At 52.7% G+C, this 14,256-nt stretch carries 9 protein-coding genes; all 9 read left to right on the top strand.

Annotated features, from left to right (window positions below; all coding sequences use genetic code 11):
- The first annotated feature begins 3 nt into the window (after positions 1–3).
- The gene (locus Poly59_RS09520) at positions 4–1,161 is read left to right on the top strand and encodes a glycosyltransferase (RefSeq protein WP_186776123.1); all 1,158 of its coding nucleotides are present in this window, start codon (positions 4–6) and stop codon (positions 1,159–1,161) included.
- A 54-nt stretch (positions 1,162–1,215) separates the two neighbouring features.
- Positions 1,216–4,563 carry a carbamoyltransferase N-terminal domain-containing protein gene (locus Poly59_RS09515; protein WP_246151517.1) on the top strand — a complete coding sequence of 1,116 codons (3,348 nt, stop codon included), beginning with the start codon at positions 1,216–1,218 and terminating at the stop codon, positions 4,561–4,563.
- A 164-nt stretch (positions 4,564–4,727) separates the two neighbouring features.
- Positions 4,728–6,281, top strand: coding sequence for an MBOAT family O-acyltransferase (locus Poly59_RS09510; RefSeq protein WP_146533830.1), 1,554 nt, complete (start codon positions 4,728–4,730; stop codon positions 6,279–6,281).
- Between the two features lie 6 nt (positions 6,282–6,287).
- On the top strand, positions 6,288–7,619 hold the full coding sequence (locus tag Poly59_RS09505; RefSeq protein WP_146533829.1) for a hypothetical protein: 1,332 nt from the start codon (positions 6,288–6,290) through the stop codon (positions 7,617–7,619).
- Positions 7,616–8,797 carry a glycosyltransferase gene (locus tag Poly59_RS09500; RefSeq protein WP_186776122.1) on the top strand — a complete coding sequence of 394 codons (1,182 nt, stop codon included), beginning with the start codon at positions 7,616–7,618 and terminating at the stop codon, positions 8,795–8,797. The genes Poly59_RS09505 and Poly59_RS09500 overlap by 4 nt, the downstream gene beginning before the upstream one ends.
- On the top strand, positions 8,794–9,978 hold the full coding sequence (locus Poly59_RS09495; RefSeq protein ID WP_146533827.1) for a glycosyltransferase family 4 protein: 1,185 nt from the start codon (positions 8,794–8,796) through the stop codon (positions 9,976–9,978). Before Poly59_RS09500 ends, Poly59_RS09495 begins: the two co-directional genes overlap by 4 nt.
- Positions 9,979–10,912: 934 nt before the next feature.
- Positions 10,913–11,689 (top strand): hypothetical protein, encoded by a 777-nt coding sequence (locus Poly59_RS09490; protein WP_186776121.1) that lies wholly within the window; start codon positions 10,913–10,915, stop codon positions 11,687–11,689.
- Between the two features lie 312 nt (positions 11,690–12,001).
- Complete coding sequence (locus Poly59_RS09485) at positions 12,002–13,075, top strand: glycosyltransferase family 2 protein (protein WP_146533825.1); 1,074 nt, start codon at positions 12,002–12,004, stop codon at positions 13,073–13,075.
- Positions 13,072–14,220 carry a glycosyltransferase family 2 protein gene (locus Poly59_RS09480; RefSeq protein WP_146533824.1) on the top strand — a complete coding sequence of 383 codons (1,149 nt, stop codon included), beginning with the start codon at positions 13,072–13,074 and terminating at the stop codon, positions 14,218–14,220. The genes Poly59_RS09485 and Poly59_RS09480 overlap by 4 nt, the downstream gene beginning before the upstream one ends.
- Positions 14,221–14,256 lie beyond the last annotated feature (36 nt).

The following is a 14,256-nucleotide window of genomic DNA, read 5'->3' as shown; positions in this document are numbered from 1 at the left end:
TCTGTGATTCGATCATCTGAGAATGTCAGTTTTCCCAACGAAGTGGACTCAGTGCGATATCTGCATGTCTTCCCTGAGTTCAATCGAGGGGGGGCGGAGATTCGCATATCTAAAACCATCAATGCGATGGGGCCGGGGCAAGGACATGCGATCCTTTCGATCAGCGGTGGGGCTGACGCCGCGGACATCCTGGATTCCGAGTGTGCTGTTCGAGTCATGGCAGGGCCGCCAAAACGCGGCGCGATCCAGTTTCCTTTCGACTTGTGGAAGTGCATCCGAAGCATCAATCCGAAAGTGATTCTGACTTACAATTGGGGCGCGACGGACGCAGTGCTGGCGGCAAAGATCGCTAGGTTTCGCCCGGTAATCCATAACGAATGCGGGCTTTCGGCGGACGTTGATGGAAAGGGGTGGCGTCGGCGTGTTGCCAGACGGTTGTTGTTGCCAAGTTGCCATAAAGTCGTCGTCACTTCATTCACGCTTTACGAATTGGCGATCGAAAAATACGGTGTTCCAAAGGACAGAATTGAATTCATCAAGACTGGCGTCAGCACAGAACGTTTTTTTCCGGGTGACAACGATTCGTTAAGAAATCGTGTTACGGAAAATGGTGGTGACTGCGTCGTCTTCGGTTACGTTGGTTCGCTACGGCCGAGTAAGAATGGGGCGATGCTGTTGAGGGCATTCGCGGCGGCCAAGCCCGCGATGGTGTCGCGCACCAGACTCGCGTTTTTTGGTGATGGCCCCGAACGTGATCGGTTGACGACTCTAGCCAAAGAGCTCGGTGTTGCTGATTCCGTCTACTTCCACGGCTATGTTGCTGATCCCGAGAACGCTTTTCGTGCAATCGACGTCAATGTGACCACCTCGAAATCGGAAGCGGCATCCAACTCATTGCTCGAAGCGATGGCATCGGGGCTTCCTGTCGTGTCGACCGATATCGCCGACAACCGGCGAATGCTAAGCCCTGAAAATCGACCGTTTGTGTTTTCGCACGATGACAATACTGGGTACGCATCTGCTCTTGAAACGATGGCCAACGATGCGACCTTGCGATGCCGGCTTGGCGAAATCAATCGCGAACATGTTTGCAATGAGTATCCCATTGATCGTATGTACCGCGAGTTCGCAAAACTTTGGACCGACGCTGCCTCGCTCTGACACGTTCAATCGAATTTTAACACTCGTCTCTTCTTATAGCTTTCACGAATAATCATGTTTTTGTTAAGTCAGTCTACTCACCGGATGCTGATCCAGCACGATTCGGACATTGGCCATCGATTTGTCCCCAATCAAAACGCACGGTTGACGAATGAAGCTGGCGGATACTTTGTTAAGACCAATTCAAGTGGTTTTCGTTCCGATTTCGAGTTCGTTAAACCGAAGTCTGGTCGTCCTCGGATCTTGATGTTCGGAGACTCGTACACCGCCGGTGACAATGTTTCCAACTGTGATCGGTATTCCGACCAGCTAGCCAAGTTGCACGGATGTGAAGTGTACAACTTTGGAATCTCGGGCAGCGGTACGGACCAGCACCTATTAGCGTTTCGTAAGTTCGCCAAACAGATCGAAGCTGACGCGATTGTGATCTGTGTGCAAATTGACAGCTTCCACCGTATTCAGACTTCGCATCGTCCGTCCGTCGACCGAGTTACCGGCCGTCGTGTTCGGGTTCCGAAGCCGTACTTTGAACTAATAAACGGCGAGCTGAATCTTTGCCAAGTGCCAGTGCCAACCGATCGTCCGGAAGACAACGCTGGCGATCGGCCGCCATCGACGAAACGCGACGATGATCTCATCAACAAGGTTCACGACCTGTATTCTTTGGTGCCCGGCCTTAAGGAGCTTCGCAATTCGTCGCTCTTCTCGGATGCCGGGTCACGTTTGATCACAGAGTTCAAGAGGATTCGAGGTCATCACCCTTATCCCGATATTCTGTCCGATCAGACGGGCGGGTGGAAACTGATGGAAGCAATCCTGCGACAGTTCATTGCCGAGGTACAGCCGCTGCCTGTGGTCATCTTTCCGATTCCAACACGGGACTTTTACCTGGTCGGCATGGAACCCGTTTACCAACCGCTTTTCGAGAAGCTCGATTCGCCCGAGAAGAATATTCATGTTGGTGATGTCTCGACCGAGTTGGGACAGTTGCCCTATCAGGAGCGTCTGAAACTAAGTTTTGAGCAAGGTGGTCACTTCACGCCGTATGCGAATCGACTGGTCGCCGAGAACATGGACGCGTTCTTGACGAAACGCGGGATCATCAAGGTAGCCAGTGATAAGGAGGCTGTGACTGCTGCTTCCGCAGCGCGATCAGTCGCGGCGAGCGAAGAAAAACCGAGTGATGGCGAGTACATTCTTGGCCTATCGTGCTTTTATCACAATTCGGCGGCAACGTTGTTGAAGAATGGCGAGATTGTTGCGGCGGCCGAAGAAGAACGGTTTAGCCGCGTTAAGAACGATCGACGGTTCCCGGTCAACGCAGTTAACTTTTGCCTTGAGCAGGCGGGAATCAACCAGGATCAGTTGTCGGCTGTTTCGTTTTATGATGATTCAGCATTAACTTTTGAACGGATCATGCACAGTCTGATGGCGGTCGACGTTGATTCGGCGCGAAAGATGTGGGCGACGATTGTGCCCGACTGGGCAAGAACAAAGCTGCACTTCCCAAAGCTTGTTCGCGAAGCGTTGAATTTCGACGGACCGGTACTGCAAGGCAATCACCACCGCTCGCACGCAGCAAGTTGTTTTTATCCTTCGCCGTTCGAGTCTGCAGCCGTCATCACGATCGATGGCGTTGGCGAATGGGCAACAGCATCGATCGCGCACGGGCAAGGCAACTCGATCAAAATGTTGCGGGAAATGACGTTCCCCAACTCTTTAGGGCTTTTGTATTCAGCCTTCACTCACTTCACGGGATTTAAAGTCAATTCCGGCGAGTACAAGATGATGGGCCTGGCGCCGTATGGTCGCCCAATCTATACGCAATTGATTTTGGATAATATCGTCGATTTGAAAGACGATGGTTCGATTGAATTGAACATGGATTACTTTTCATTCTTAAGCGATGTCAGTACGACGTCGGAAAAGTTTGACGAGCTGTTCGGTGGCCCTCGTCGAGACCCCGAGAGCCGGATCACGCGGCGCGAGATGGATCTTGCGAGATCGATTCAAGAAGTCACTGAGATGGCCATGATTCGTATGGCGCGGCACGCTCGCGAGCTGACCGGAGAAACGCGTCTATGCCTTGCCGGCGGTGTCGCCTTGAACTGCGTTGCTAATGGCAAGCTGCTTAAGGAAGGTGTCTTCGACGAGATTTGGATTCAGCCGGCTGCAGGCGATTCAGGTTGCGCCCTTGGCGTGGCACTGGACACTTGGCACACCTATTTGGGACGCCCTCGAACCGAACGCAGTGAGTTGTCGGATCAAGGCGGTTCGTACCTCGGTCCTGGTTTCTCTAGCGACGAAATCAAGGCTTACCTCGACACGCACGGTTTCCCGTTTCGCGAACTGTGTGGTGATGATCGCAATCAGTTTTTGTCGAAGCAGTTGGCAGACGGAAAAGTCGTTGGTCATTTCTCGGGTCGGCTCGAGTTCGGGCCACGGTCATTAGGGGCCCGGTCCATTCTCGGTGATGTGCGAAATACCGAGATGCAAACCACCCTGAATTTGCGTATCAAATATCGCGAATCGTTTCGGCCTTTCGCTCCAGCGGTGCTGCACGAAAGGGTTTCGGACTACTTTGATATTGATCGCGAGAGCCCTTACATGTTGCTGGTTGCGCCGGTCAAAGAGAGTCGGCGGATTCCTGTTAAGGCAAGTGAAGGTGATGCGGCCGAAGATCTGTTGCCGATTGTTCGCCAGTTGCGGTCCGACATTCCTGCGGTCACACACATTGATTATTCGGCTCGAATTCAGTCCGTGCGTCGCGAGCATCACCAAGCTTTCTATGACCTGATCAAACAGTTTGAAAAAGACACAGGGTATGGAGTGCTCGTAAACACCTCATTTAACGTGCGGGGTGAACCTATCGTTTGTACGCCACAAGATGCGTATCGATGTTTTATGCGTACGGAAATGGATGTGCTGGCACTCGACGACTGCATACTGATAAAGGCCGATCAACCGGAGTGGCCCGAAGGCAAAGGCGAGGGCCTCGAGAACGAAGACGTCTACGCGGTTTCGCAAGCGAAACCGACCGATCAGTACCACGATCAGATTGCCAAGCTGTTCGATTCGTCATTCTGGCCTCAGGCCACCAAGGCAAAGAGCCAGGACATGGTCTTAGTTTCGGTGACGACGCCGCCACTTCGCAGCAGCACATGGACGGATACTTCCAAGACGGGAATGGCAAGCGAAGAGTTTGAGTTCGCGTCCGCTTTCGCCAACTCCAATTCGTCTGCCTCACAGACTGCCGCGGCGATCGTATCGCGATGGCGCGATCAGCCAGCAGGGCGACTGCTAGAACCTACCGTGGCAAAGATCTTGCAAGTTGCGTCCAAGCATCCAAGGGACGATGACGAAGCAGCAGAAGTTTCCGAGTCTGTCTATGTGATGTTCTAGGCCGATGCGTCGGGTTTGTTTTTGAGTTGGATGTACCGAAGTACGCCAAAATTCCCGAAGCCAAAAACGATTCCGTGTGATCTCTCCAACCGTCTCCGCCCAAAAATTGTATTGGCCTCACCGCTGCATCGTGGCGTCTCTCTCGCCTACGACGCTTCTCTCCAATGCTTTTCAACTCGTACGAATTCATCTTTCTGCTCTTGCCGGTCGCCTTTCTTGGCAACCGGATATTGGCAGAACACTACAACGCGCGCGTCATTTGGTTATTGGCGTGTTCGTTGTTTTTTTATGCGTGGTGGAATCCGGTCTATTTGCCTCTGTTGTTGGTGACTGTTGGATTTAACTATCGAGTTGGTCGTCGGCTTAGCGATTATCGGGAAAAATGGCTGCTGGTGCTTGGGATCGCTGCGAACCTTTGTTTAATCGGTTACTTCAAGTACGCCAACTTTTTCGTTCAAAGCGTGAACAGTCTGGGCGGTGCCGAGTACGACTTGGGCCACATTGCGCTGCCCTTGGCCATCTCGTTTTTTACGTTCCAACAGATTGCTTATCTGGTGGATTGCTACTCGGGCGTGTCGACGGGTTATCGCCCGATGGAATATGCATTGTTCGTCAGTTTCTTTCCGCAACTGATCGCCGGCCCCATTGTTCATCACGCGGAAATGATGCCGCAGATTCGCGTTCCATCGCGTCGAATCAGAGAGGATCTGTCGGTCGGGCTAACCATCTTTTCAATTGGGCTGTTCAAGAAGGCGGTGCTTGCCGATGGAATCGCTCCTTACGCTAATGAGCTTTTCGATAGCGAATCGGCTTGGCAGTCCGTTACGTTCTTTCATGCTTGGATCGGGTGCCTTGCTTATGGGCTGCAGATCTACTTTGACTTTTCGGGCTACTCTGACATGGCCATCGGTTCGGCACGAATCTTTGGGATTAAGTTGCCGCTGAATTTCTTCGCGCCTTATCGATCCGAGACCATTAGTGATTTTTGGCGTCGATGGCACATGACACTTTCTCATTTCCTTCGCGACTATTTGTACTTTCCGCTGGGCGGAAATCGGAATGGTACAGTCAACCGGTACCGAAATCTGATGGTAACGATGCTGTTGGGTGGGCTGTGGCATGGTGCCGGATGGACATTTGTCTTGTGGGGACTTTTGCACGGCAGCTTTCTGGTGATGCAACATGGCTGGAGCCACATGACTAGTGGCGTCACTGGTTGGAAGAGACTCCCGCCGTATCGGATGGCCGCATGCGCAGTCACGTTCATCGCTGTCCATTTCGCTTGGGTCTACTTTCGCGCGGGCTCGCTGGAATCAGCAAACCAAGTGGCCCGAGGAATGGTGGGGATGAACGGAGTTTCGATTCCGGACGCCATTTTCAACCGACTGGGATCTTTGGCGACACCGCTGGGCAACTTGGGAATCGGTGAAGACGCCGCAAGCGGTTCCTTGTTTGTTGCTGCAATCGCTTGGATCACCGCCCTTTTGACAATCGTCTGGACGATGCCAACGACCCAGCAATTTATGATCCAGCACGAACCCGCGTGGGAGTACGCCAACGACGAACGTGTACGGACGCTCCCAGGCCCCGGTGTCGGTTGGCACCTGCCGCTGACATGGAAGCCAACGCTCCGATGGTCAATTGTGATCAGCTTGATTTCTGTGGTTGGAGTTCTTTCGCTCGCCGAATTGTCCGAGTTTCTTTACTTTCAGTTTTAGGAAACCATGCAATCGCAAGATGACGCAACGGTGACCGCGCCATCGAATGACGATCGTCAAACGTCCCATTCGAGATACTTATGGCAATGGCTGCTGGTGGCTAGCGTACTAATGGGCGCGGTCGTTGCGTTCAACGTGTCGGTCGATCCGTACTTTCGATTCGCCAATGCGCGAGTCGATGGCTGGAATGCCAGAAAGCCGAAAGCGATACGGCAAGTTCGCATGACGAAGGCGTATGGAGTGGCCCGTGGCAGCTACAAATTGCTCCTGCTGGGGAACTCGCGAGTCGATATTGGGATCGATCCAAGCAGCAGCGAAATACCGAGCCGCTTACGACCTGCGTACAACCTTGGGCAACCGGGTGGCGGTACCGAGCTTGCATCGCAATATCTGCAGCACGCCCTTGTGACTCAAACGCCAGACGCGGTCTTGCTAGGCGTCGACTTTCTCAATTTCCTCCGCAAGCCCGACCACTTAGTCGGCGCGACGAGTGATGACGCCGAAAATGAGACGAGCTCCGCTGCGGATAGCCGACTGCTTGCTCGGCGCGGTGGCCCAACGCCGTTTGCCGCGCTGAAATCGCGTGCAAGTGACATCGTCGCATCGACCGTTTCTCTCACCGCCCTCAAAGACTCGATGATCACGGTTGCCGAGCAGCGGTCACCCTACACAGCCGACATGTCCGACGAGGGATTCAATTCGGGGGTTGCGTTTCGTCAACTGATTCGCGACGAAGGGCAAGCGGCACTGTTTCGACAGAAGAATCTCGAGTATGCCCAAAAATGTCTGACGCGAGTTGCGCCCGCAATGGATCGGTCCACCGAATTTCTCGCCGTAGAAGCGGTCTTACAAGCTTGCCAGAGTGAGGACATTCACATCGACGTATTCATCCATCCGTACCATGTCGATATTCTCGAAATCTTCGACGAGTCGGGGCGCTGGGATGATTTCGAGCGATGGAAGGCGTCGCTGACCCATCTGTGCGATCGATACGATGTGTCGCTTTGGGATTTTTCCAGCTATAACAACTACACCACAGAACCGACACCAACGCCAAAAGACAAAAAGACCATCATGAGGTGGTATTGGGAGTCCGGCCACTACCGATCCGAACTCGGTGACCGCATTCTTTCGAAGATTTATCGGGACTCGAGTATTGCGGAAGAGCCAGTCGGCGACCGTCCGTTGGCTAGGCGACTGACGCCAGAAGTGCTTGACGATTGGCTGGAAAGCGAACGGCGGGCCCAGCAGGCTTACGCTCAACTGTTCGCAGCTTCATCAGAGAGCACGCGTGGCCTTGTTCAAAACCTCACAGCGAAAGACAACGCATCGCCGTGAACGTCCTTAGCGTATGCACCAATCTGCCAACCCAGCAATCGCCTTTGTGTGGACTGTTTGTTCGTCGCCGGCTGGAAGAGCTCGCAAAGCTGGTCCCCACCCGCGCGTTGGCCCCACAGCCGTGGTTTCCCCTCGTTCGCCCTCGCAGGACCGACCCAGCGATCAGCACCGAGAATCTAACCGTTGACGCAGCTAGCATGTTCTACTTTCCGGGCGTTGCCAAAAGCCTCGACGGCTTTTGGCTTGATCGATGCGTCGATCGCTGGCTTGACGGGATGGATCCCAAAGTGGTGAGCGACGCCATTCTGGACGCTCATTTTGGTTACCCCGAGGGTGTCGGGTGTTGGCGAGTCGCCAAGCGTCGCGGTATGCCGATCTTTATCACGATTCGAGGACTTGAGGTCGATCTCTTTGGGCGATCATCGCGTGGTGATCAATTGTTGCAGGCGCTGTGTGAAGCGACAGGAGTGATTGCGGTTAGTCACTCGCTAAAAGCAGCGGCAGTGACGGCAGGTGTGCCCGCCGATCAAATCACGGTCATCCCAAACGGAGTCGATGCGGCGACCTATAGTACGGGCGATCAAGCCAATGCGAGATCTAGCATCGGTTACGAAAGTGCCGGAAAATTGGTGGTCTCGGTGGGCAACTTGAAGGCTGTGAAAGGACACGACATTCTTGTCCGCGCGGTGGCTAACATTCAGTCCGACTGCGATTTTCAATTGGTCTGCATTGGCGGAGGCGTTGAATCAGCTTGGGGAAAAAGCTTGCAAGACTTGGCCAATGAATTGAACGTGCAAGACCGAGTTCATTTTGTTGGCAGCAAACCACCCAATGAAGTGGCTGATTGGCTTCGCGCTGCCGATCTTTTTGCGCTGGCAAGTCGTCGTGAAGGATGTTGCAACGCGGTGTTGGAGGCGCTTTCGACGGGCCTACCGGTTGTGGCAACTGACGCGGGAGATAACTCGCGTTACCTTGAAGAGCCCTGGGCAGGTGTTCTCGTTGCGACCGAGAGTCCGATCGATCTAGGTGTGGCGATTAAGAGTTGTCTCGAACGGAAACCTGACCGCCCACTCATTGCTAAGACCGTCGCGGACGTCACATGGGCATCCGTTGCAAAAACCGTAGTGCAGTGTTTAACCAGTAGAGCACCTCGGACTGAACTAAATACAGATCAATGAAAATACTATACCACCATCGAACACGAGGAGATGGAGCCGAAGGCGTTCACATCAATGAGATGAAAAACGCATTTGTCGAACTTGGGCACGAAGTTGATTTGTGTTGTCCGAAATCAGCCAAGCGTGAAGCGGGTTTGAAGTTTGGCATGACTGGTACGACGGCTGAAAAGTCAAAAGGATTGATCGGCACCATTCGAATTGCGGTCCGCCAGTTTGCGGAACTAGGCTACAACGCGATTTCCATTCCTCGGTTGGCGATTTCTATTTTTCAGAACCGACCGGACGTCATTTACGAACGCTATTCCTGCTATCACTTTGCTGGAGTTCTGGTGGCGAAATTAGCCCGGATTCCGATCGTACTGGAAGTGAACTCTACCTATGCTGGGCGATTCAACCGACGAAAAATTGCATTCAAGAATGTTTGCAAACTGACTGAGCGATTTGTTCTCTCAAACAGCACGCTTATTGCAACGGTTTCTGAGCCACTGCGTCAATGCATTGTTGATCGGACAAACGATTCGGGACGTGTTGTTGTAACTCCGAACGCCATCAACGAACGGCGGGTCCGTGACCATGTGCAGAATCTTGATGCAAGCCGTCAGGATCTTGGGATTCCTTCGGATAGTGTGGTGATCGGATTTGTCGGTTCGCTCAGGCGATGGCACGGTGTCGGTATGTTGATCCGCGTGATGCCGGAGGTGCTGCGGGAAATTCCAAACTCGATCTTCCTGGTTGTCGGTGCCGGCGAGTTGGAAGGCGAACTCGATACGCTGAAGTGTCAGCAGGAAGTTGGGAACCGGCTAGTCCTGACCGGTGGGGTCAGTCACGACCGAGTCAACACATTAATTGACGCGATGGACATTGGTCTCATGCCACATTCCAACGACTGGGGATCACCAATGAAAATCCTCGAGTACATGTCACTTGGGAAGACGTGCATTGCACCTCGCCTACCGCCCATCCAGGAAATCGTAAACGATGGTGAAACGGGAGTTTTGTTTTCTGCCGGAAGCGAAACTGAGTTTTTGAACGCAATGATTTGTACTTGCAAGGACAAATTAAAGCGGGAACGCATCGGCGCAAATGCAAAAAAATACGTGCTCGCAGAGCGACGATGGACGGACAATGCGAGTCAAATCATTTCGGTACTGGATCAATATGAAAACTCTATTAAGAACTAATAGCATTTTGTTTTTTTTCGTCTGCACTTCCGCATTGTTTTTGTCTGTATTCAGGGGGACTGTTGCTCCCGCCGATCAAAGCGTCCCCTTCGAATATCGAAAGGTAATTCCTGAACGTCCAGGGCAGCCTCCAAACCTGTACTTTTCGGATCTTACGCATGCTCCAAGCATTGGATGGTCAGCGACCGATCCGCAAAAAGGGGCAGCCGTTACGATTTGGGGCAACGGCTTCGGGACGGAGCGTGGCGACAGTTTTGTCACCGTCAATGGAGTCAAGCTTGACCGAGATAGCGACTATGCCGAATGGAATGGTGATTCATTCGATGTCTTTTTCCTGAAACGAATTACTTTTTGGTTGCGGTCCGAGTGTCCCGTCGGCGTAGGTAGTTTGTCGCTAACTGTCGGCGGTAAAACGTCTTCCGAATTTCCCTTCTCGGTCATTGAGGGGAATCTCTTGTTCGTTGATCAGGATGCGTCAAGCCCAGGGAATGGCACGCATGACGCCCCATGGTCCAGTCCAAACGAAGCCGTCAAGTCTTTAAGGCCAGGTGACGTCCTTTACTTTCGTCAGACGGAACAAGCGTACGGCGACAAGTTTTTTACAGGGAAACAGAACTTCTACCTGACCAGAGGCAATAGCACCGACGGAACGGAGAACGCACCGATTGCCCTTGCGTCTTATCCTGGCGAAATTGCGACGATTGACTCGGTTGGAAATGGCGTTTCACAGTCGATGATTGGCAACTTCATGTTAGCTCGCGACTATTGGACGATTTCGAAATTTCGACTTCGAGCAACGCAGACGTGCCTGTTTCTTGGAGCCGCGAATGGAGAGCGTGGGTATGGGATCCGTGCAGTCGGCAATGACTGCGTCGGATGCCAAACGTTCGGGACAGGCACGGCGCCGATAGCCACTTTTGCAAGCAACATTCAAGTGCTAGGCAATAGTTCGCATGGCGGGATTTCGAACAACAAGCTTGATCACGCTCTCTACATTTCGGGTGATGCTTCACGAAATAAAGGCGTCGAACTGGGGTGGAACTATTGTTATGACAACCAATACGCGATCGGGCCTATGATCGTTGTCAATCATCAGGGGAATCGTATTCCGAAAGGCAAGTCGTGTAAGGGGCATGCCATCCATGACAATTTCGTTGATTGCCAAGAGTTCGCTGGACGTGGTATTGGGATATATTCAATGTCCTGGGAAAATGCCCCTGGCGAGCCAGAGCCAGAAACAGCAAAGGTTTACAACAACATTGTCATCGGCGCTGGCTTCATGGATAGTAGTTCATCAGCGATCTATTGCCTCAATGGCAAGGCGGCGTTTTATCATAATACTTTGATAGCATGCCGAGGCCACGGATTGACTATCGGAGGAGAGGATGTTCTATCCGTTTCGTTTCAAAACAACATCGTCCATATGGCCAGCGGAGGGAAATATATTTACTTGGTCTCTGGTTCGGAGGACCTGTTGTTCAGCAATAATCTGTATGCAGGATTAGACAGGCATCCGGATCTCGACACGTCATCCACGTTGGGCCCCACAAGCTTGGACGATCAGATGATCCCAAGCACCACTGGTAACGAGACAGCGTCAGCTATCCCGATAGCTGACGCTCGTCTTGATTTTTGGGGCGCAAGACGTCCATCGAATCGCAACTCAGATATTGGAGCGTGCCAGCATTTCCGCAATACGCAAGCCGACTGATGCAGCTCGGAAAGAAATCGCACATCGGTCCCGCTGGGCTATAAGACGGGATTCCCGGTCTGGCAATGAGAGATTTTGTCGTAAATTTCTCTTGGCTTTCAAGCGTGACTAATGCTTTGCTTGTCTTTTTCGGGGCCCTGTGCTTCCAAAGATCGTTTGTTGGAAATTGGAATTCCGCTGTTCACGTTTGAACTTCTGATCGGTTACCTCTTGCCCCTCTATTGTTGATTGACCTTCTTTTTAGTTCCGGTTTTTTGGTTTGCGGCTTTCGCTTTTGCAACTCCGTTTTTGTTGTATCCCGCCGGCGTTTTCATGCTGTCTCGTTTTCGGCGTGTTCCGATGCCAGGGCGGGCAACTCCATCGGTGACGTTGATCGTTAGTGCGTTTAACGAAGCGGGCTGTATCGGCGCGAAGATCGCCAACGCATTGGCGATTGAATATCCCGATCAACTGTTGGATGTGATGGTGATCTCGGATGCGTCGGACGATGGCACCGACGAGATTGTTCGGGGCTTCGATGATCCGCGGATTCAGCTATGCCGGATGGAAACTCGATCGGGTAAATCCGCTGGCTTGACTCAGTTTTGTCCCCAGGCAACGGGCGAAATTTTGGTTTTTACGGATGCTAATTCTATTTTTCAACCGGACGCGCTCTCAAAATTGGCGAGACATTTTGAGGACCCTCGTGTTGGCTATTCGGTGGGGCGGCAGTGTTACTCGAATATTGAGTCTTCGTCATCGGATTCTGAGAATATCTATTGGTCGATCGAATTGATGATAAAGGCATGGGAGAGTCGCTTGAGCAGCGTGGTCGGTGCCGACGGCGCGATCTACGCACTTCGTAAGGAGCTTTTTGAGTCGCTGTCGGCCGAGGACATTAACGATTTTTTGTTGCCTTTGAAGGTCGTTGCGAAAGGATATCGCGGAGTGTTTGATTCGGAAGCGGTGTGCTTCGAAGACGCTGCTCCGGATTTTTCCGGTGAGTTTCGTCGTAAACGCCGGATCGTGAATCGTAGCATGCGAGCGGTCTTGAAAGTGCCTGCAGCAATGAATCCATTTCGTGTCGGTTGGTTTGCAGTTCAATTGATTGGGCACAAGGTTTTGCGTTGGTTTTGCCCATTATTCCTGGTGGTCATGCTGACGACTTCGGCAGCTCTCGCGGCAGCGGAAGTGTCTCGCGGAAGCGGAGAGTCGTTCTACACGGCTCTGCTCGGCTTGCAGCTGTGTGGCTACGGAACGGCGTTCCTATATGTGTTCAAAAGTCTGCGTCGGGTCCGATTGGTGTACGTCGCCTATTACTTTTTGATGGTGAACGTCGCGTCGGCCAGAGGTCTGGCGATGTTGGCTGCTGGCAACGCCATTGGTGTTTGGAAGCCGGAGCGATGATCGCAGTTGCGTTTTGGCTGACGTTCGGGCTCTTGCTGCACACTTATGTGCTGTATCCGCTGCTAGCTGGGCTGTTGCGGCATCATCAGACTCACCCTGTCGACGGTGACCTGCCTTCGCTTAGCGTGATTGTTCCGGCGCACAATGAAGCTGCGGTATTGGAAGCGAAGATTCAAAATTTCTATGATTTGGACTATCCCACGGACCATATTGAACTGCTGGTTTTTGACGACGGCAGCAGCGATGGTACGGCGGACATTGCACGAGCGAACACGAATGACAGAGTTCGTTTCTATTCGGCGAAAGACCGACTCGGAAAAGCATCGGCAGTTAACCGATTGGTGGCCGAGGCTGCTCATCAAAACCTGCTGTTGACTGACGCTAACGTGACGATGGATTCGGCGTCCGTGTTGTGCATGGTGAAGCACTTGTCGGATTCCAATGTGGGCGCGGTTACTGGTGAGGTTCGCTTGATTGGCAGTGACAAGGAATTTCGATCCGGCGAATCGCTCTATTATCAATTGGAACGTCGGATCCAGCAGGCCGAGTCAAGTGTTGGGAGCGTGATCGGCGTCGATGGTGCAATGTATGTGTTACGCCGAGGACTATTCGAGCCGTTGCCGCAGGACACGATTTTGGATGACTTCTTGATTTCGATGAATGTCTTGCGGTCCGCAAAGCGGATCATTTACGAACCCACCGCAACGGCGACAGAGACGGGCACACTTTCCGCTCGCCAGGAATTCAATCGTCGGATACGAATTGCGGCGGGCGCCGTTCAGCTCTTGCGACGCGGCAACGTTCCACGCTGGAACCAGTATTCGATTTGGTTTCAGTTTTTGTCGCACAAAGTGTTGCGATGGGCGTCGCCCGTGTTGATTGTGTTCCTAGTCGTGTGCAGTTTGGTGCTCGCGTCAAAGGGTTTCGTCTATGAATTCATTCTGTGCTCGGAGCTAGCGGGCATTGCGATTGCTGCTGTGATTTGCGTTGTTCCAAAATTTCGAGCAACCTCACTTGGCGGCGTCGTGTTTTACTTTTCGATGAGCCAAGTTGCGATCGCGATCGGGCTTAGCCGCGGTCTGTTTAATCGGCAGCCGCCCCAGTGGGAAAAGGCTCAACGAGTGAGTTGCTCGGAGGAGTCTTGACGACTCGCCGAGCCATGATGCCATTGCCGGATCGGG

The sequence above is a fragment of the Rubripirellula reticaptiva genome (assembly GCF_007860175.1).
GTDB classification, from domain to species: Bacteria; Planctomycetota; Planctomycetia; order Pirellulales; family Pirellulaceae; genus Rubripirellula; species Rubripirellula reticaptiva.
The sequence above is the reverse complement of the archived record's forward strand: the minus strand, read 5'-3'. Positions and strand labels throughout refer to the sequence as shown.

Bases quoted from the DNA above. Each gene is read 5' to 3' on its own strand.
- Poly59_RS09515 (WP_246151517.1), top strand. From the start codon at position 1,216: ATGTTTTTGTTAAGTCAGTCTACTCACCGGATGCTGATCCAGCACGAT.
- Poly59_RS09510 (WP_146533830.1), top strand. From the start codon at position 4,728: ATGCTTTTCAACTCGTACGAATTCATCTTTCTGCTCTTGCCGGTCGCC.
- Poly59_RS09505 (WP_146533829.1), top strand. From the start codon at position 6,288: ATGCAATCGCAAGATGACGCAACGGTGACCGCGCCATCGAATGACGAT.
- Poly59_RS09495 (WP_146533827.1), top strand. From the start codon at position 8,794: ATGAAAATACTATACCACCATCGAACACGAGGAGATGGAGCCGAAGGC.
- Poly59_RS09485 (WP_146533825.1), top strand. From the start codon at position 12,002: ATGCTGTCTCGTTTTCGGCGTGTTCCGATGCCAGGGCGGGCAACTCCA.
- Poly59_RS09480 (WP_146533824.1), top strand. From the start codon at position 13,072: ATGATCGCAGTTGCGTTTTGGCTGACGTTCGGGCTCTTGCTGCACACT.